The following is an 18,514-nucleotide window of genomic DNA, read 5'->3' as shown; positions in this document are numbered from 1 at the left end:
ACAGCCCATTGGCGGAGCCGTCCCGTCCACATTCGGATTCCCGCCCGGCTGACCGAGGTGCCGTGGTTCGCACGATGGGGGCATGACAACACACCACCTCCCCCAGACCGGCCGCCTCCTCGGCGGCAGACCGCGGATCCTCCGGCTCCTGGCAGCCGTCCCGATCCTGCTCACGCTCGTCCTCGGCATCGTCCTCGGCGGCGCGACCGCATCCTCCGCACTGACCGCCACCGGCGCCGCCTACGGTCACCGCGACGCGTCGAACGGCCGCTGGCTCGGCTCGTGGGCCTTCGACGACGGGACGGTCGGGTTCTGCATCAACCTCGACCTCCCGATCCCGCCGGGTCACGCCTACGAGCACGTCGACGGATCATCGCTCGGGTGGTTCACCCCCGAGGACGCCGCCCGCCTGGCCTACCTGTCGCGGCACTGGGGCGCCAGCCAGGACGCCGACGAGGCAGCTGCGGGCCAGCTCGCCACCTGGATCATCACCGGCCTGAACGGGTGGACGCCGGCGCAGATCGCCGCTCGGGCAGGAGCGAGCGCCGACCGCGTGCTCTCCCGGGCCCATCAGATGCTCGCCGAGGCCGACGGCCCCGGCGGCGCGAGTCGGGGAGCGAGCGCCACCATGTCCATCGAACGCGGCGAGGACGGATTCGACCTCGTCCGAACCGAACTCGCCGTCGACTTCATCTCCTCCGGCGTCACCACCCTGCCACCGGGCACCCACACCGGGACCGTCACCCTAGACGGCGCTACCTTCGAGGACGGCACGTCCGAGCGGGCCGTCGGGAACGGTGAGAGCCTGCGGATCCTGCCGAGCACCGATGCCGCCGTCGTGGCGTTCTCAGCGAACGCCACGTTCGGTGAGCTGCCCTACGGTGCCGGCCTCACGATCGCTCGAAGCGCCGCCAACGTGCAGAGCGTCCTCATCGCCCGCCCGATCACGGTCGCGGCCGGAGCGAGCGCCGACCGCGAGCGCCCCACGCCACTCCCCTTCCAGCCGGTCGTCGTCACCACCACCTCGCACGCGACGGCGACACCGGGAACAGAGGTCACCGACCGGCTGTCCGTCGGGATCGCGACCGACACCGGCCTCGCAGCGGAGTGGGGCCTCATCGGGCCGGAGGGTGGACCGTACACGCCGATCCCGGTGACCGTCCGAAGCCAGTTGCTCGGTCCGTTCGCGGAGCGCCCGGTCGAGGCACCGGAGGTCCCGCTCGGAGCACCGGTGGTCTGCGAGGTCGAGACGCTCGTGGATGCAGGCCCCGGCGAGTACACGACGCCGTCCTGCGTCCTCCCCGAGGACGGCTACTACGTCTGGGTCGAGCGCATCGAGCCAAGCGACACCCTGCCGGAGAACGGCGGCACGATGATCCGCCCCTGGCGATCCGCCTTCGGCGTCGCCTCGGAGATCACCCTCGCCTCGACGCCGACCGTGCCCGAAGCGCGCCTCGCCGAGACCGGCGCCGACGACCGCTCCCTGCTCCTGGCCGGCTCCGCGGCGATCGGAGCGCTCGCGCTCGGCGGCATCCTGCTCACCCTCCCTGGGCGGATCACTCCGAGTGGTGCGGGTGCGGGGCTCAGCGCACGTCGAGGAGGGGTGCGAGCTGGGCGCGGTCGACGTCCAGCCACGGCGCCGCAGGGTTCACGATGATCCCGGTGATGCCCTCGTCGCTGCGGAGCGCGGCCGCGAGTTCCGCTGCGGTGACCGGGTACGCGTCATCCCCTCGTCCCAGTGCAGCGATCTCGATGGGCGAGGTGAAGACCTCCAGCAGTCGACGGTCGCCGAGGCGGGTCTCCGCGATGCCGACGGTCTTGCGGTTGCCGTCCTCGTCGACCTCGGCGCGACCGGCTACGAACCCGCCATGTGCAGCGAGTGCGGCGACCAGCCGCTGGAGGGCATCGGGTTCTCGCGGCTGGGCGAGCGCCTGCTTCGCGAGGTCGTTGTTCCGGCCGTCCCCGAACAGACGCACGATCAGCGTCTTCGGGACGACCGCACTCGCCTTACCGTCGGCGGGGTTCAGGACGATGCCGGCGTACCCGTCGCCGGTCGCCTGACGGAGTGCCCAGACGGCGTCCACCGCGACCCCGGTGACCGGCCCGTCCGCCGTCCGCGTCTTCTCGAGCTCACGCGACGAGGTGAAGGCGAGGAGGTAGACGGCGCCCTCCGGGTCGCGGTGGACGCCGAGCGGGATGCGCCCGGCAGCCTTGTCCTCCTCCGAGACACCGTCGAGGCTCGTGGACAACAGCAGCTTGCCCTGGATGCTCTGGCGCAACACGTGCATCATCGCCCGTTCATCGCCACCCTCCGCCAGCGCTGTGAGCGCCTGCGCGAGGTCGACGTTGGAGTCAGGCTCGACGGGAGCGGGCGCCCGGGCCGGCGCCGGGGCCGCAGCAGGCACGGAGACAGGCGCCTCCGGTGTCCGAGCGGCTGCGTTGACCGTCGTGACCGAGATCGACACCTGCGGCACGGTCTCCGGGGCTTCCGCGGCCGGATCCACCTCATCCTCAGGTGCCGATGTCTCGGCCTCCACGGCTGCAGATCGGGCATCGGACGCGTTGCGCTTGGAGAACAGACCCATGATGCATCAGCCTAGATGCTGGATTCCGCTCAGGGAACCGGCCGGACCGACGGTGCGCGCCTCAGCGCAGTCAGTCGAGCTTCTCGATGGGCGCGATCTTGATCAGCAGCTTCTTCGCTCCGGCTGACTCGAACTGGACATGGGCGATGCGCTTCGCGCCTTCACCGGTCACCGCGTTCACCCGGCCCGGTCCGAAGTCGGCGTGGGAGATGCGGTCGCCGGGAACGAGCTCGAGGTCGCCGTTGTCGCGGACCTTCGCGGTGATGCGATTGGCCCAGGCCGTCTCCGGCTTGCTCGAACCGCCGGAGAACCGCGTGTCGCCCGCGGAGGCGCCCTCGGGGAGCGAGCGGACCGACCAGCGGTCGCTCGAGGGGGCACGGCGGGCGTTCAGGGCACGCGACTGCGTGCCACCACGACCGTTGACGTTGCCGGGCGACTGACGCCACTCGATCAGTTCGGCCGGGATCTCCTGCAGGTAGCGGCTGGGCATGGCGACGGCCGTCTCGCCGTACTGGGCACGCGTCATCGCCAGCGAGAGGTACAGGCGCTTGCGGGCGCGCGTGATGCCGACGTAGAACAGGCGTCGCTCCTCGGCCGGGCCACCCGGCTCGTTCGCCGACATCCGGTGCGGGAGGAGGTCTTCCTCGATGCCGGTCAGGAAGACCGCGTCGTACTCGAGGCCCTTCGCCGTGTGCAGGGTCATGAGCGACACGCTGCCCGTCGCGTCGTCGAGGTCGTCGGCCGCGGCGACGAGCGAGACCTCGGTCAGGAAGTCGACGATGCCGCCGTCGGGGTTGTTCTTGGCGAACTCCTTGGTGACGGCGATGAGCTCGTCGACGTTCTCGGCGCGTGCCTCATCCTGCGGGTCGCGACTGTTGCGCAGTGAGTCGAGGTAGCCGCTCTTCGTCATGAGGAGCGACAGGACGTCGCCGACGGCGGTCGCGGACGCCGTCGGGCGGTCGGCTGCAGCGGCGTCGTCGAGCGCGGCCTGCGCTTCGTCGAGGAGAGCCGACAGCTGCAGGATCGCGCTCGTGACCTTCGGCCCGAGCCCGAGGGCGTCGGCGCGCCGCATGGCCTCGCGGAAGGTGACGCCGTTGTTCTCGGCGAAGCTCGCGAGTGCCGTCTCCGTCGCCGGCCCGATGCCACGCTTGGGCGTGTTCAGGATGCGCCGCAGCGCCATGATGTCAGCCGGGTTCGCGACCGACACGAGGTAGGCGAGGGCGTCCTTGATCTCGGCGCGTTCGTAGAACTTGGTGCCGCCCATGATCCGGTACGGGAGGGCCGCACGGATGAAGATCTCCTCGAGCGCACGGGTCTGGGCGTTCGTCCGGTAGAACACAGCGATGTCGCTGTAGGCCGTTCCCGCGTTCCGGAGCTTCTCGATCTCGTCGGCGATGAACTGCGCCTCATCGTGCCCGGAGTACCCGGTGAAGCCGACGATCTTCTCCCCGTCGCCGACGGCCGTCCAGAGCTTCTTGTCCTTGCGGTCGAAGTTGTTGGAGATGACCGCGTTCGCCGCCGAGAGGATGTTCTGCGTGGAGCGGTAGTTCTGCTCGAGCAGCACCACCTTGGCACCCGGGAAGTCGCGCTCGAACTCGGTGATGTTCCGGATGTCGGCCCCGCGGAACGCGTAGATCGACTGGTCCGAGTCACCGACGACGGTGAGCGAGGCACCCTCGGTGCGGGTGGTGGCGAGCTGATCCGTGCCTGCCTCAGGCGCGCGGGTGAGCTCCCGGATGAGCGAGTACTGGGCGTGGTTGGTGTCCTGGTACTCGTCGACGAGGATGTGGCGGAACCGCTGCTGGTACTGCGCCGCGACGTGCGGGAACGCCCGGAAGAGGAACACCGTCTGGCTGATGAGGTCGTCGAAGTCGAAGGCGTTCGCGTCGGCCAGCGCGCGCGTGTACTTCCGGAAGACCTGCAGGAACACGAGTTCCTGCGGGTCGTTCGTGTTGATCGTGCGGGAGTACGACTCGACGTCCGACAGCTCGTTCTTGAGCTTCGAGATCTTCGCCGAGGTGTTCGACGGCGTGAAGCCGTATGCGTCGGCCTCGAGCTCCTTGATGATGCGCTTCAGGAGGGCACGTTGGTCGCCGCTGTCGTAGATCGTGAAGTTCTTGGTGAAGCCGAAGTGCTCGGCCTCGCGGCGGAGGATGCGGACGCAGGCGGAGTGGAAGGTGGAGATCCACATGCCCTGCGCGGCCTGGCCGACGAGCGCCTGCACCCGCTCGCGCATCTCGGCGGCGGCCTTGTTGGTGAACGTGATCGCCAGGATCTGGCTCGGCCAGGCCTCCCGCTGCTCGAGCAGCAGCGCAACGCGGCGGGTGAGCACACTCGTCTTGCCGGACCCGGCACCGGCGACGATGAGCAGGGCCTGGCCCCGGTACTCCACCGCGATCCGTTGCTGCGGGTTGAGTCCCTCCAGCAGCCGACTCCCGCCGGCACGCTCGCCGGAGGACGACTCGGGAACGGTTACCGTGGGCCAGCCGACGATCACCGGTTGCACGGCGTCGGCGTTCGAAGAAGGAGAGCTCGCCATATCGCCTGCAAGTCTAGGCGCTGCCTCCGACATCGCTCGGCCGAGCACCGCCGTCGCGGTGATCCGCACGGTCGCCGGCCGCCGACCGCGCGGCGACACCGAGGTCGGCCTGGTCGACGAAGAAGCCGTCGACCCCTGAGGAGAGCACCAGGACGAACTCCTCGAGCCAGCGGCCGACCGCTGCCGGATCGGACCCGTCCCGGAAAGGTGGCGCGAGGAACCGGTTCTCGGGGCGGAGCGTCCAGGTGTAGACGCGCAGGCCCACGGCGTGGGCGCGCTCGACGAGGTCCGTCGGGTGTGCGCCGTCGTCGTCGCCCAGGTCGATGAGCATCGCCTTGTCCACACTGATGGCGTCGACCTCGAGGGCGAGCGCCGCGAGTCCTGCGTCGGTCATCGCGTCGGCGTAGGACGGGGCCGAATCCCCCAGCCGGGCGACGAGATCGCTCGGCCTGCCGGACCGCTCGATGAGGTACGCGAACTCCGCCTGCACCCGACGGGCCTGCAACGCCATGAGGACCGACTGCTCGAACGACTCGATGATGAGCGGCTCGGCATCGGGATCGGTGCCGAAGCCCAGGGCGGCGAGCTCCTCGGCGAGGAGCCGATCGAGCGGGAAGCCGATCGACGCGAAGTAGTCGGCGTGCTTCACCTCGGCCACGATGCCGACGGGTCGTCGGTGCGCTTCGGCCGCGCTGCGCACGACCGCGACGAGGTCGGCGAACCGCAGGATGCCCTCGGTACCGTCGAATCCCGCACTCACCGTCCGTACCTCGGGGATCCGCTCACGTGCGGTCAGGGTCGACAGCTCGGCCCAGGTGAAGTCCTCGGTGAACCACCCGGTCAGCTCGTGGCCGTCGACGCGTTTCGTCGTCCGCCGGTCGGCGAACTCCGCTCGGGCGGCGACGTCGGTCGTCCCGGAGATCTCGTTCTCGTGTCGGACCACGAGGACGCCGTCCTTCGACGCGACGAGATCGGGCTCGACGGCGTCCGCACCGAGCGCGACGGCCAAGCGGTAGGAGGACTCGGTGTGCTCCGGGCGGTAACCGGGAGCCCCGCGGTGTCCGATGACGAGCGGGTTGGGCAGGGAGTCGATGCGCACGCCATCAGCCTAGGACGACGCTCCGGCGTGCGCGCAGGGAGCCGGCTGTCAGCCCGCCGCGAACATCGGCTGATTCAAAGGGAACTCGGATACTCTGGGTGTCAGCAGCGCCGCTTGGCGCGACACAGCCTCCACGACTGAGAGTAGGAATCAGCCATGGCCCTCGACAATCCCGCGTTCTCGAAGAACCCGGCATTCGCGAAGCAGGGAGGCGGGACGCTGCAGGCAGCTCAAGCAGCGAACCCCTCGCTGACCGCCGAACAGCTCCGCAAGATGTACGAGCAGCCCACCGCACCGGCGGGCGTCGGCACCGCCGACCGCATGACGATCGAGAACACGCTCGTCAAGACCCTCGGCTCGTTCGCCGTCCTCGTCGTGTTCGCCGTCATCTCCTGGATGTGGACGACCTCCCTCCTGCAGGCAGGCAGCGGCTACGCCCTCCCCATGATCATCGGCATGATCGGTGGCCTCGGCCTCGGTCTCGTGAACTCCTTCAAGAAGGAGCCGGTCCCGGCGCTCATCCTCGGGTACGCGGTCTTCCAGGGACTCTTCGTCGGCGGCATCTCGCGCGTCTTCGAGGCGAACCCGGCCTGGTCCGGCGTCGTCGTCCAGGCGGTCCTCGCGACCCTCGCCGTCGTCGGCGTGACCCTCGCCCTCTTCGCCAGCGGCAAGGTCCGCGCCTCGAAGAAGCTGACCAAGGTCTTCCTCGTCGCCATCATCGGCTACGGCGTCTTCCAGCTCCTCAACCTCGTGCTCATGTTCACGGGCGTGCTGAACAACCCGTTCGGCCTCTACGGCGCGACGATCTTCGGCATCCCGCTCGGGATCGTCATCGGCATCTTCGCGGTGCTGATGGGTGCGTACTCGCTGGTGCTCGACTTCGACTTCATCCAGCGTGGCGTGCAGAACCGCGCACCCGCAAAGTACGGCTGGACCGGCGCCTTCGGCATCATGGTCACGGTCATCTGGATCTACGTCGAGATCCTGCGTCTGCTGGCCATCTCCCGCAACTAGGAGCGCACGCACTGCAAGGCCCGTCCCGTTCGCGGGGCGGGCCTTCGTCGTTCCCCGGGCCGGTTGAGGTACTGCCCTTCGACAGGCTCAGGGACCGAACCCCTCGGACCGAGGCACCATCCCCGGTCCCACCCACCCCGGTCCCTGAGCCTGTCGAAGGGCGCGGACGATGGAAGGCCGCCCCGCGAACGGGACGGCCTTCCGATGGCTCAGGGAGCGATCACTCCCACTCGATGGTCCCCGGTGGCTTCGACGTGACGTCGAGCACGACGCGGTTGACGTCCTTCACCTCGTTGGTGATGCGGTTGCTGATGCGCGCGAGGACGTCGTACGGCAGGCGGGTCCAGTCGGCGGTCATGGCGTCTTCAGACGAGACCGGTCGCAGCACGATCGGGTGGCCGTAGGTGCGGCCGTCGCCCTGCACGCCCACGGAACGGACGTCCGCCAGCAGGACCACGGGGCACTGCCAGATCTCCTGGTCGAGCCCGGCCGCGGTCAGTTCCTCGCGGACGATCGCGTCGGCGTCGCGGAGGAGGTCGAGACGCTCGGCCGTGACCTCACCGACGATGCGGATACCGAGTCCGGGACCGGGGAACGGCTGACGTCCGACGATCTCCTCCGGGAGGCCCAGCTCGCGACCGATAGCCCGGACCTCGTCCTTGAACAGGGTGCGCAGGGGCTCGACGAGTTCGAACTGGAGGTCTTCCGGCAGGCCGCCGACGTTGTGGTGGCTCTTGATGTTGGCCGTACCGGATCCGCCGCCGGACTCGACGACGTCGGGGTACAGCGTGCCCTGGACGAGGAAGCGGATGGGCTCACCCTCGCTCTGGGCCTCCTTCACGAGGTCGATCTCGGCCTGTTCGAAGGACCGGATGAACTCGCGGCCGATGATCTTGCGCTTCTGCTCCGGGTCGCTGACGCCGGCGAGCGCCGACAGGAACTGCTCGCGGGCGTCGACCGTGACCAGCCGGACACCGGTCGAGGCGACGAAGTCCTCCTCGACCTGACGTCGCTCGTCCTTCCGGAGCAGGCCGTGGTCGACGAAGATGCAGACGAGCTGGTCGCCGACTGCCTTGTGCACGAGCGCCGCGGCGACGGCCGAGTCGACACCGCCGGAGAGTCCGCAGATGACCTTGGCGTCGCCCACCTGGGCGCGGATGCGGTCGACCTGTTCGGCGATGACGTTGCCGCTGTTCCAGTCGGCCGGGATGCCGGCCGCCCGGTGGAGGAAGTTCTCGAGCACCTGCTGGCCGTAAGCGGAGTGCTTGACCTCGGGGTGCCACTGGACGCCGTAGAGGCCGCGTTCCGCGTTCGCGAAGGCGGCGACCGGGGTCGAGGCGGTCGAGGCGAGGACCTCGAAGCCCTCGGGGGCCTTGGAGACGGAATCGCCGTGGCTCATCCAGACGTTCTGCTCGGTCGGGACGCCGTGCAGGAGGGTGCCAGGGACGTCGACGACGCTGGTCGCGTCGGTGGCGCCGTACTCCCGGAGACCGGTGTGCGCGACCTCGCCACCGAGCTGCTTGGCCATGACCTGAAAGCCGTAGCAGATGCCGAACGTCGGGACGCCGAGCTCGAGGATGCCCTCGTCGAGCGACGGGGCGCCCGGCTCGTACACGCTGGACGGGCCACCGGACAAGACGATCCCGACGGGGTTCTTGGCGGCGACCTCGGCGGCGGACACGGTGTGCGGCACGATCTCGGAGTACACGCCGGCTTCGCGGACGCGACGCGCGATCAGCTGCGCGTACTGCGCACCGAAGTCGACGACGAGGACCGGTCGGGCGGCGGTCTGCTCCGCTGCGGCTGCGGGGGTGGTTTCACTCACTGCATGGACTCCACGGGTTCGGCGGCCGCTGCTGCTTGGCGGCCGGAGAGGTAGCCCTTCACTTCCCGCGGGATGCGGCTCTCGAAGAAGAAGGACAGGAACGGGATGATGCCGCCGAGCGCGAGCCAGAGCAGACGCAGGACGTTCCACCGCATGAGGCTCCAGAGCCGGAACGCGGCGAACAGGTACACGACGTAGAACCAGCCGTGGATGATGAGGATGCCCGTGCTGAGGTTGACCGCGGTGGCGGTGCCGGAGGGCACGAAGGCGAGGAAGCCGTAAGCACCGCCGAGCTCGAGCTCGAGGCCGAACGCGTACTTCATGAGCATCTCGGCGCAGAGCGACAGGAGCAGCACACCGGTGATGGGGGCGGCCACCTGGTAGAACTTCAGCGCGCCTCGGATCGCGGGAAACGTCGACGGTTTCGGCTGGAGGGGCATGCCCCCATCTTACCCGCGGCCGCCAGGCGACCGGACATCACTGACGGAGCGCTGCGGCCTCCTCCTCGGCGTCCTCGAGCTCCTCGGTCTCGCGCTCCCAGGCGTCCTTGGCGAGCCGGAACCAGAGGAACACGGCGAAGCACGCGAAGACGACCCACTCGGCCGCGTAGAAGATGTTCAACCAGTTGAGCTGGATCTCCTGGCTGGGCGCGGGCGACGAGATGGGCTCGAGTCCGTCGGCGGCGACGTCGTCCACGACGAACGCGCTGAACACCCGCAGGCCGTCGGCGTCGTTCCAGCGGTTCAGCAGTGCGGCGACCGACATGTTGTCGAGGTCGGTCGGTGCGGCGTCCGCTGCCGGCTCCTCCGGGCCCTCCGGCGGGTTCAGCCGCCCTTCGAGCTCGACGGCGCCGGTGGGGGCGTCCGCGTTCAACGCCTCGGCGACGCGGTCGGCGGTCTCGCGGTCCTTCGTCCAGCCGAGCGCGACCGCGAGACCGGCATGGTCAGGGCGGTCCGTCGCGAGGTGGCCCGTCACCCAGTACCCGAGCGTTCCGTCGTTCACCCGGTTGCCCACCACGAGGTAGTCCTCCGGCACCCAGGTTCCCGACACGCTCACCCGCTGTCCGGCGTCGGCCTCTCGGATGCCGACACCCGGTTCGAGGACGTCCGCGAGCGGCCGGACCGACTCGGTCTCGGTCGGCACCACCTGCCCGGATTCGATGGCGCGTGCGAGCTGCCACTGCCCGAGCGCGGCGAACGCGCCCGCGACGGCGAGACAGAGGACGAGGACGCCGATCCACCGGGGACGCAGCATGACGGAGCGGAGCGTCGGACGGACCTGTCCGTGGTTGTCGGGGCCTGGTGCCGACGGGGCGGTGCTAGTAATCGGGCTCTCGCTTTCGTGCTGGTGGTTCCTGGTCGTTCATCGCCTGTTCGACGAGTCGGTCGATGGCCGCCTGATCGGTGTCGGCGGGTGTCGTGTCCTGGGCGTCGCCCGCACCCTCGACGAGCGCGATGGCCTCCTCCGCCGTCGTGTCGACCTGCTCCACTCGGCGCGCCTTCCGGCGGCGCGGACGCAGGATGACGGCGCCGATCTGCTCGGACCGACCGGCGACGATCGGGCCCATCACGGCCATGATGAGCACGTAGAGCCCGGCGAACGGTTGGATGAGCGGATTGAGCCCCGCGCTCAGCGAGAGCGTCGCGAGGATGAGGGCGAACTCGCCGCGATTCTGCAGGATGACCGCGGCGTTGATCCCAGCTTGCGGCCCGAGTCCGTTGAGCCAGGCGACGAACTGACCGGCCAGGACGTTGAGGACCACCGTCATGAGGACGGCGAGGAGCACCGGGACGAGGACGCTGCCGAACTTCGTCGCGTCGAGCGCGAGCCCGAAGTTCAGGAAGAAGAACGCACCGAACACGTCGCGGAGCGGGATCGCGATCTGCTCGATCTTGTTGCGGAACCGGGTGGCACCGAGAACCAGGCCGATGAGGAAGGCGCCGATCGCGTCGGTGACCCCGAGGAGCTCGCCGATACCGCCGAACGCGACCGCGAGGCCGAAGAACAGGATCGTGAAGAGCTCGTCGTCCTTGGTGCGGAACAGCCGCGATACGAACCGACCGCCGAACCGGGCGATCGCGAACATCACGAGGATGAACGTGAAGGCGATCGCGAGCTTGCCGATGACCGGCCACACCTCGGTCTCGCCGCTCAGGACGACACCGACGATGGCGAGGTAGATCGCGATGAAGATGTCCTCCACCACGGTGACGCCCAGGATCATCGGCGTCTCGTCGTTCGTCAGCCGTTTGAGCTCGATGAGGAGCTTCGTGACGATCGCGCTCGAGCTCGTCGCCGTGATGCCGGCGATGATGAGCGCCTCCCGCGTGCCCCACCCGACCAGGAACCCGAACACCAGCCCGGCGGCCATGTTGACGAGGATGTAGGAGCCGCCGGAGACGATGAGCTTCCCGGCGTTGCCGAAGAACTCGTCCTGATCGAACTCCAGGCCGAGGTTGAACAGCAGGAGCACGAGGCCGAAGACGGCGATGAGTTCGATCTGCGCGCTGGCGAAGTCGAGCGGGAACCAGCCCGTGTACGGACTCGCGAGCAGGCCGACCAGCATGTAGACGGGGATCGACGGGAGGCCGATCAGCTTGCCGAGGCGGCCGAGGATGTAGGCGATGACGAACAGGACGCCGAGGATGAGCAGATCCTGGCCGAGGTGGGGGTTGTCGGTCGCGGCGTGCAGCATGCCTACCCTCCGGGCGGAGCGTCGACGGCGACCTTCTTGACGGCGCCCGAACGGAAGTAGGCGAAGGCCTTGGCGACCTTCTCGGGACTGCCCGCGACGACGAGGGTGTCTCCGGGGAAGACCCGGAAGTCCGCAGCAGGGGCCGGGTTGGCGGAGTCGCCGCGCACGACGGCGACGACGGTCAGCCCGACCATGCCCTTCTCGGCGGGGTTGCCGAGCGGCTGCCCGGCGATGTGGTCTTCGTAGTCGACGGTGAACCAGTCGATGCTGAGCCCGGGGATCTGGTCGAGCGCGCTGAGCGACTCGGTGATCTGCGTGCCACCGAGGAGTTCGGCCAGCGTGTGCGCCTCGTCCTCGTTGAGCCGGAGCGACACCTTGCCGGCATCGGCGCCGTCCTCGTGGTCGGCGAAGGTGATGAGGTCGCTGTGGCCGGACCGGTGGGCGATGACGCCGACCTTGCCGCCGTCGTCCGTGACGAAGGTGTGGAGCACACCGACCCCGGGAAGTTTGACCCGCCGAACATCCACCATGGCTGTACTCCTCAGGCTTGTTGTGGCAGTCCTCCTAGTCTATCCGCCACACCTGGCCCGCTCGCCCGAGGCGCCCGCAGCCGTTGCGCTGCGGGCGATCACCGCCGGTTCAGGCCCCGGGGACGATGTCCGGTGCCTCCAGGCGCACGCGGTCGGCGGCCTCGTCGTTCGGCTGTTCCTGCGAGGCCCGCTCCGCCGCGACGCGCGTGAGGTAGTAGGAGACCTCCTTCTCGATGCGCTCCTCGTCCCACCCCAGGACCCCACCCATGAGCTTCGCCGCGACCGGGGCCGCCGAGACGCCGCGGTCCCAGGCCTCGATGGAGATGCGCGTCCGACGGGCGAGGACGTCGTCGAGGTGGAGAGCACCCTCGTGGGAGGCCGCGTAGACGACCTCCGCCCCGATGTAGTCGTCCGCCCCCGGCAGCGCTTCGGCGAGCGTCGGGTCATCCTTGATGAGGTCGAGCAGTTCGTCCGTCAGCACGCCGTAGCGGTTCAGCAGGTGCTCGATGCGAGCCGTGTGCACCCCGAAGGCCCGCGCGATCTTGCCACGCTTGTTCCAGGCCGCCTGGTACCCCTCGGCTCCGAGGAGGGCGATGTTCTCCGTCGCGCTGGCCGGGATCTTGCCGTCGAGTGCATCCACCGCGGCGTCGATCGCGTCCTTCGCCATGACCCGGTAGGTGGTCCACTTGCCGCCGGCGATGACCACGAGACCGGGCACGGAGTGCGCGACGAGGTGCTCGCGAGAGAGCTTCGACGTCTGCTCCGATTCGCCGGCCAGCAGCGGACGGAGGCCGGCGTAGACGCCCTCGACGTCCTCTCGGGTCAGCGGCACGGCGAGGATCGTGTTGACGTGGTCGAGCAGGTAGTCGATGTCGGCCGCGGTCGCCGCCGGGTGCGCCTTGTCGAGGTGCCAGTCCGTGTCGGTCGTGCCGATGAGCCAGTGCCGGCCCCACGGGATGACGAAGAGGACGCTCTTCTCCGTGCGCAGCAGGAGACCCATGTTCGACTGGAAGCGGTCGCGCGGGACGACGAGGTGGATGCCCTTCGACGCGCGGACCTTGAACTGGCCGCGCTCCCCCACCATCGACTGCGTGTCGTCGGTCCACACCCCGGTCGCGTTGACGACCTGCTTGGCACGGATCTCGAAGCGCTCGTCGGTCTGCAGGTCGTGCGCCTTGACGCCCACGACGCGCTGTCCGACCTTGACGAACCCCTCGACCCGCACGCGGCTCGCGACGTGCGCGCCGTAGGCCGACGCCGTCCGCGCGAGTGACGAGACGTACCGGGCGTCGTCGACCTGGGCGTCGTAGTAGGTGAGCCCGCCCACGAACGCGTCCGACTTCAGACTCGGGATCGAGGTCAGGACCTGACGCTTGGACAGGTGCCGGTGGTGCGGGACGCCGGGCGGACGGCCACCGCTCCAGCTGAAGAGGTCGTAGAGCAGCATGCCGGCGCCGATGTAGAGGCGTTCGAAGACCGGCTTGTTGAGCGGGTACAGGAACCGGACCGGCTTCACCAGGTGCGGCGCGATGCGCTGCAGCAGCAACCCGCGCTCGATGAGCGCCTCCCGCACGAGTCGGAAGTCGAGTTGTTCGAGGTAGCGGATACCGCCGTGCACGAGCTTCGAGGAGCGGCTCGAGGTGCCGCTCGCCCAGTCGCGTGCCTCGAGCAGACCGGTGCTCAGACCGCGCGTGACGGCGTCGAGCGCAGCACCGGTGCCCACGATGCCACCACCGACGACGAGGATGTCGAGCTCTTTCGACTTCAAGGCTTCGATCGCGGCGTCGCGCTCCTCCATCCCCAGCTTGGTGGAACGTGACACGTTGTTGTGGGTGGTGGCCATCGTCGAACTCCGCTCGCTGGAACCGCCCTCGCGATGATCCTGCCGGAGGCAGGTGCTCGTCCACGAGGCTCTGTCTCAGAGGCTAGTCGGCGCGATGCGACCCGACAACCGCTTGCGGAAGCGACTCGCTTCCGGCAGCGCTAAGCGCCCTGGTACGGCGCGACGACGACCTCGACCCGTTGGAACTCCTTGAGGTCGGAGTAACCGGTGGTGGCCATCGAGCGACGGAGCGCGCCGATGAGGTTGGCCGTGCCGTCCGACTTCGGCGACGGGCCGTAGAGGATCTCCTCGAGGGTCGCGACGGTGCCGACCTCGACACGTCGTCCGCGCGGCAGGTGCAGGTGGTGCGCCTCGGCACCCCAGTGCCAACCACCACCGGGTGCGTCCGTGGCGCGGGCCAATGCGGTCCCGAGCATGACGGCGTCGGCACCCATCGCGACGGCCTTGACGATGTCGCCCGAGGTTCCGAGACCGCCGTCGGCGATGACGTGCACGTAGCGGCCGCCGGACTCGTCGAGGTAGTCGCGACGCGCACCGGCGACGTCGGCCACGGCGGTCGCCATCGGGGCGTGGATGCCGAGCGAGGCCCGCGTGGTGGAGGCGGCACCGCCGCCGAAGCCGACGAGCACACCGGCCGCCCCGGTCCGCATGAGGTGCAGGGCCGCGGTGTAGGTGGCCGCGCCGCCGACGATCACGGGGACGTCGAGCTCGTAGATGAACTTCTTGAGGTTGAGCGGCTCCTGGTTCTTGGAGACGTGCTCGGCGGACACGGTGGTGCCGCGGATGACGAAGAGGTCGACCCCTGCGGCGACGACCGTCTCGTAGAGCTCCTGCGTGCGCTGCGGCGAGAGGGCGGCGGCGACGGTTACTCCGGCCGCGCGGATCTCGGCGAGCCGGGCCGTGACGAGTTCGGGCTTGATGGGCTCCGAGTAGATCTCCTGCATGCGCGCGGTCGCGCGGCCGACCGGCAACGACCGGATCTCAGCGAGCAGCGGCTCAGGGTCTTCGTACCGCGTCCAGAGGCCCTCGAGGTCGAGGACGCCGACGCCGCCGAGCTGGCCCATCATGATCGCGGTCGTCGGCGAGACGACGGAGTCCATCGGTGCTGCGAGCACCGGGATCTCGAACTGGTAGGCGTCGATCGACCAGGACACCGAGACGTCCTGTGGGTCGCGGGTCCGCCGCGACGGGACGACGGCGATGTCGTCGAACGCGTAGGCGCGCCGTGCGCGCTTTGACCGGCCGATCTCAATATCCATGCTCACCGCACCAGCCTACCGGTCGCCTGGAACGAGGACGGTCCGGCAGGCGGAAGCCTGCCGGACCGTCGGTGTTCGTGCGGGTGCCTACTTGCGGTAGTTCGGCGCCTCGACGACGATCTGCACGTCGTGCGGGTGCGACTCCTTGAGGCCCGCCGAGGTGATGCGGACGAACTTGCCCTTGGCCTTCAGCTCGCCGATGTTGCGCGCACCGACATAGAACATCGACTGACGCAGCCCGCCGATGAGCTGGTACGCGACGGCCGACACCGGGCCGCGGTAGGGCACCTGGCCCTCGATGCCCTCGGGGATCAGCTTGTCGTCGCTCGGCACGTCGGCCTGGAAGTAGCGGTCCTTCGAGTACGAGGTCTTCTCGCCTCGCGTCTGCATGGCTCCGAGCGATCCCATACCGCGGTAGTTCTTGAACTGCTTGCCGCCCACGAACACGAGGTCGCCGGGGCTCTCGTCGGTGCCGGCGAGGAGCGAGCCGAGCATGACGGTGTCGGCACCCGCGACGAGTGCCTTCGCGATGTCGCCCGAGTACTGCAGACCGCCGTCGGCGATGACCGGGACGTTCGCCTCGCGCGCCGCGAGCGACGCCTCGTAGACGGCCGTGACCTGCGGGACACCGACACCGGCGACGACGCGCGTGGTGCAGATTGAACCCGGACCGACGCCGACCTTGATCGCGTCAGCACCGGCCTCGATGAGGGCCTGCGCGCCGGAGCGGGTCGCGACGTTGCCGCCGATGACGTCGACACCGGCGAACGCCGGGTCGGCCTTGAGCTTGCGGATGATGTCGAGCACGCCGGCACTCTCACCGTTGGCAGTGTCTACCACGATGACGTCGACGCCGGCGTCGAGCAGCTGGCCCGCACGGGACCAGGCGTCGCCGAAGAAGCCGATGGCCGCACCGACCCGCAGACGACCGGTGTCGTCCTTCGTGGCCAGCGGGTACTTCTCGCTCTTGTCGAAGTCCTTGACGGTGATGAGGCCCTTGAGCTTGCCCGCCTCGTCGACGAGGGGCAGCTTCTCGATGCGGTGCTGCGCGAGGAGCGCCATCACCGCGTTGCGGTCGGTGCCGACGGGAGCGGTCACGAGACCGGTGCTCGTCATGACCTCGCTGACGCGGGTCGTGGCCTTCTCGAACGGCGACACGAAGCGCATGTCGCGGTTCGTGATGATACCGACGAGCACACCCTTGTCGTCGACGACCGGGAGGCCCGAGATGCGGAACTGACCGCACAGTTCGTCGACCTCGGCGACGGTGGCGTCGGCCGTGGTGGTGATCGGGTTCGTGATCATGCCCGACTCGCTCCGCTTCACGCGGTCGACCTGTTCGGCCTGGTCGGAGATCGACAGGTTGCGGTGCAGGATGCCGATGCCGCCCTCGCGAGCCATCGCGATCGCCATGCGGGCCTCGGTCACGGTGTCCATCGCGCTCGACAGCAGCGGCGTGTTCACGGTGATCCGCTTCGTCAGGCGGGACGAGGTCTCCGCCTCGCTCGGGATGACGTCGGTGTGCCCGGGCAGCAGCAGCACATCGTCATATGTGAGTCCTACGAATCCGAACGGATCAGGCTGGTCCATTTATCCCTCTCATAGCCACGAACACACCGGAGAAACGCAGACCTGCCGGTATCACCATCGTAACCGAGCAGGGCCTACCCCTATTCCACGATCCCGACAAATCGATGCGGAGAAATACGCACGGGCGAAACATGTAGGCAATAATCAGGTTCTATCGTCGAACAGCGTTGTCCGACGCAGGAGAACGGTCCACGGAAGTGGCCCGGCACTGGAGGTGCAGTGAAGTTCGCTGGAACGACCCGAAACCCGAGACTGGCACGGAGATTCGTGCTCCTCATCGCCCTGTTGTTCGGGGCCATCACCCTCACGTCCGTCATGAGCGCCGTCCCGGCCCATGCTGACGAGGTGGGCGAGGAGTACGACTTCTACTTCGCTGGGAACGTCAAGTACGACGACAAACCACTCGAAGGCGTGAACATCACGGTCGACGGCAACGGCTACAAGGCCGATGTCGACACCGACGCCGACGGCAAGTGGAAGATCGGCGTCCCCGAGAAAGGTACGTACAAGGTAACGCTCGACGAGGAGACCCTCCCGAAGGGCGTCATCGTCGCCGAGGGCGGCTCGACCATCGAGGCCGAGTTCGGTCTCACCCAATCGAAGTCGGTGAACTTCTTCCTCGGCGAGGGCGTCCGCGTCACCGTCAGCTTCTGGGATCAACTCGCAGAGCGACTCGTCAACGGCCTGAACTTCGGGCTCATGCTGGCCCTCGCGGCCATCGGAGCCTCCCTGGTGTTCGGCACCACCGGACTCAGCAACTTCGCCCACGCGGAGATGGTGACCTTCGGCGCGATCATGGCGCTCGTGTTCGGGGTGTTCCTGCAATGGCCGATCTGGTTGGCCATCATCATCGCCCTCGCGTTGAGTGCCGCGTTCGGCTTCGCGCTCGACGCCGGCATCTGGAGACCCTTGAGACGCAAGGGCGTCGGCATCGTGCAGGTGATGATCGTCTCGATCGGCCTGTCGCTGGCGCTCCGCTACGTCTTCCTCTACTTCGTCGGCGGCGGCACGTTCCAGCTGCCCGGTTCGGGAGAGGAGAACATCAAGCTGTTCGGCACGGTCTCGCTCAGCGTGACCGACATGATCAGCATGGCGGTCAGCGTCGTGGTGCTCCTCGGTGTGGCCTGGTGGCTCATCAAGACGAAGACCGGCAAGGCGACGCGAGCCATCTCGGACAACCCGAGCCTCGCAGCGGCCAGCGGCATCGACGTCGACCGCGTGGTCCGCATCGTCTGGATCCTCGCAGCGACCCTCGCCGGCCTCTCCGGCATCCTGTGGGCGTACTTCCGACCGGGCATCAAGTGGGACATGGGAGCGCAGCTGCTCCTCCTCATCTTCGCGGCCATCACCCTCGGCGGGCTCGGAACCGCCTTCGGCGCCATGGTCGGCGCCCTCATCATCGGCATCCTCGTCGAGGTCTCGACGCTCTGGATCCCGTCTGACATCAAGTACGTCGGCGCCCTCGTGGTGCTCATCGCGGTGCTCCTCGTGAGACCGCAGGGCATCCTCGGACGTCGCGAGAGAATCGGTTAGGG

At 68.6% G+C, this 18,514-nt stretch carries 14 protein-coding genes; 3 read left to right on the top strand and 11 right to left on the bottom strand.

What is annotated here, in order from left to right; genetic code table 11:
• Nucleotides 1–82 precede the first annotated feature (82 nt).
• Nucleotides 83–1,657 carry a hypothetical protein gene (locus GV015_RS08995; protein ID WP_159877989.1) on the top strand — a complete coding sequence of 525 codons (1,575 nt, stop codon included), beginning with the start codon at nucleotides 83–85 and terminating at the stop codon, nucleotides 1,655–1,657.
• Here the strand turns inward: GV015_RS08995 and GV015_RS08990 are convergent.
• From GV015_RS08990 to GV015_RS08980, 3 genes are all read right to left on the bottom strand, one after another.
• Nucleotides 1,584–2,585: an SseB family protein gene (locus tag GV015_RS08990; RefSeq protein ID WP_139382416.1), complete on the bottom strand. Its 1,002-nt coding sequence runs from the start codon at nucleotides 2,583–2,585 to the stop codon at nucleotides 1,584–1,586. The two genes, GV015_RS08995 and GV015_RS08990, sit on opposite strands and share 74 nt — an antisense overlap.
• A gap of 70 nt (nucleotides 2,586–2,655) precedes the next feature.
• A complete protein-coding gene (locus GV015_RS08985; RefSeq protein WP_201299380.1) occupies nucleotides 2,656–5,124 on the bottom strand; it encodes an ATP-dependent helicase in 2,469 nt (822 codons plus the stop codon).
• 13 nt (nucleotides 5,125–5,137) lie between these two features.
• Entirely contained in the window at nucleotides 5,138–6,217 is a 1,080-nt protein-coding gene (locus tag GV015_RS08980; protein ID WP_159880205.1) for a glycerophosphodiester phosphodiesterase family protein, read from the bottom strand.
• 162 nt (nucleotides 6,218–6,379) lie between these two features.
• Between GV015_RS08980 and GV015_RS08975 the strand changes: the two genes are divergently transcribed.
• Nucleotides 6,380–7,237, top strand: a complete 858-nt coding sequence (locus GV015_RS08975) for a Bax inhibitor-1/YccA family protein (RefSeq protein WP_064296659.1) — start codon at nucleotides 6,380–6,382, stop codon at nucleotides 7,235–7,237.
• A gap of 220 nt (nucleotides 7,238–7,457) precedes the next feature.
• Here GV015_RS08975 and guaA read toward each other — a convergent pair whose 3' ends face one another.
• The 8 genes from guaA to guaB all read right to left on the bottom strand — a co-directional run bounded on the left by guaA (nucleotide 7,458) and on the right by guaB (nucleotide 16,979).
• Entirely contained in the window at nucleotides 7,458–9,062 is a 1,605-nt protein-coding gene (guaA, locus tag GV015_RS08970) for a glutamine-hydrolyzing GMP synthase (RefSeq protein WP_124768837.1), read from the bottom strand.
• A complete protein-coding gene (locus GV015_RS08965; RefSeq protein WP_159877985.1) occupies nucleotides 9,059–9,502 on the bottom strand; it encodes a DUF3817 domain-containing protein in 444 nt (147 codons plus the stop codon). The genes guaA and GV015_RS08965 overlap by 4 nt, the downstream gene beginning before the upstream one ends.
• Before the next feature lie 37 nt (nucleotides 9,503–9,539).
• Nucleotides 9,540–10,316 (bottom strand): SURF1 family protein, encoded by a 777-nt coding sequence (locus GV015_RS08960; protein WP_159877982.1) that lies wholly within the window; start codon nucleotides 10,314–10,316, stop codon nucleotides 9,540–9,542.
• A 64-nt stretch (nucleotides 10,317–10,380) separates the two neighbouring features.
• Complete coding sequence (locus tag GV015_RS08955) at nucleotides 10,381–11,757, bottom strand: cation:proton antiporter (RefSeq protein ID WP_124768835.1); 1,377 nt, start codon at nucleotides 11,755–11,757, stop codon at nucleotides 10,381–10,383.
• 2 nt (nucleotides 11,758–11,759) lie between these two features.
• A complete protein-coding gene (locus tag GV015_RS08950) occupies nucleotides 11,760–12,287 on the bottom strand; it encodes a cation:proton antiporter regulatory subunit (protein WP_056008027.1) in 528 nt (175 codons plus the stop codon).
• Nucleotides 12,288–12,396: 109 nt separating this feature from the next.
• Nucleotides 12,397–14,130, bottom strand: a complete 1,734-nt coding sequence (locus GV015_RS08945) for a glycerol-3-phosphate dehydrogenase/oxidase (RefSeq protein ID WP_201299379.1) — start codon at nucleotides 14,128–14,130, stop codon at nucleotides 12,397–12,399.
• A gap of 140 nt (nucleotides 14,131–14,270) precedes the next feature.
• A complete protein-coding gene (locus GV015_RS08940; RefSeq protein WP_064296664.1) occupies nucleotides 14,271–15,389 on the bottom strand; it encodes a GuaB3 family IMP dehydrogenase-related protein in 1,119 nt (372 codons plus the stop codon).
• An 87-nt stretch (nucleotides 15,390–15,476) separates the two neighbouring features.
• Nucleotides 15,477–16,979: an IMP dehydrogenase gene (gene guaB, locus GV015_RS08935; protein ID WP_079705279.1), complete on the bottom strand. Its 1,503-nt coding sequence runs from the start codon at nucleotides 16,977–16,979 to the stop codon at nucleotides 15,477–15,479.
• A 315-nt stretch (nucleotides 16,980–17,294) separates the two neighbouring features.
• Here guaB and GV015_RS08930 point away from each other — a divergent pair, with 315 nt between their 5' ends.
• Nucleotides 17,295–18,512 carry a branched-chain amino acid ABC transporter permease gene (locus tag GV015_RS08930; protein ID WP_079706237.1) on the top strand — a complete coding sequence of 406 codons (1,218 nt, stop codon included), beginning with the start codon at nucleotides 17,295–17,297 and terminating at the stop codon, nucleotides 18,510–18,512.
• Nucleotides 18,513–18,514 lie beyond the last annotated feature (2 nt).

Origin of the sequence: Plantibacter sp. T3 (assembly GCF_902506515.1) — a bacterium.
Taxonomy (GTDB): domain Bacteria; phylum Actinomycetota; class Actinomycetes; order Actinomycetales; family Microbacteriaceae; genus Plantibacter; species Plantibacter auratus.
Note: the sequence above shows the minus strand (reverse complement) of the source record. Positions and strands in the feature narration are given on the sequence as shown.

Excerpts from the sequence above, each read along its gene's own strand:
- GV015_RS08930 (WP_079706237.1), top strand. The coding sequence starts at position 17,295 with ATGAGCGCCGTCCCGGCCCATGCTGACGAGGTGGGCGAGGAGTACGAC.
- guaB (WP_079705279.1), bottom strand. The coding sequence starts at position 16,979 with ATGGACCAGCCTGATCCGTTCGGATTCGTAGGACTCACATATGACGAT.
- GV015_RS08960 (WP_159877982.1), bottom strand. The coding sequence starts at position 10,316 with ATGCTGCGTCCCCGGTGGATCGGCGTCCTCGTCCTCTGTCTCGCCGTC.
- GV015_RS08985 (WP_201299380.1), bottom strand. The coding sequence starts at position 5,124 with ATGGCGAGCTCTCCTTCTTCGAACGCCGACGCCGTGCAACCGGTGATC.
- GV015_RS08995 (WP_159877989.1), top strand. The coding sequence starts at position 83 with ATGACAACACACCACCTCCCCCAGACCGGCCGCCTCCTCGGCGGCAGA.
- GV015_RS08965 (WP_159877985.1), bottom strand. The coding sequence starts at position 9,502 with ATGCCCCTCCAGCCGAAACCGTCGACGTTTCCCGCGATCCGAGGCGCG.
- GV015_RS08940 (WP_064296664.1), bottom strand. The coding sequence starts at position 15,389 with ATGGATATTGAGATCGGCCGGTCAAAGCGCGCACGGCGCGCCTACGCG.
- GV015_RS08950 (WP_056008027.1), bottom strand. The coding sequence starts at position 12,287 with ATGGTGGATGTTCGGCGGGTCAAACTTCCCGGGGTCGGTGTGCTCCAC.
- GV015_RS08945 (WP_201299379.1), bottom strand. The coding sequence starts at position 14,130 with ATGGCCACCACCCACAACAACGTGTCACGTTCCACCAAGCTGGGGATG.
- GV015_RS08955 (WP_124768835.1), bottom strand. The coding sequence starts at position 11,757 with ATGCTGCACGCCGCGACCGACAACCCCCACCTCGGCCAGGATCTGCTC.
- GV015_RS08975 (WP_064296659.1), top strand. The coding sequence starts at position 6,380 with ATGGCCCTCGACAATCCCGCGTTCTCGAAGAACCCGGCATTCGCGAAG.
- GV015_RS08990 (WP_139382416.1), bottom strand. The coding sequence starts at position 2,585 with ATGGGTCTGTTCTCCAAGCGCAACGCGTCCGATGCCCGATCTGCAGCC.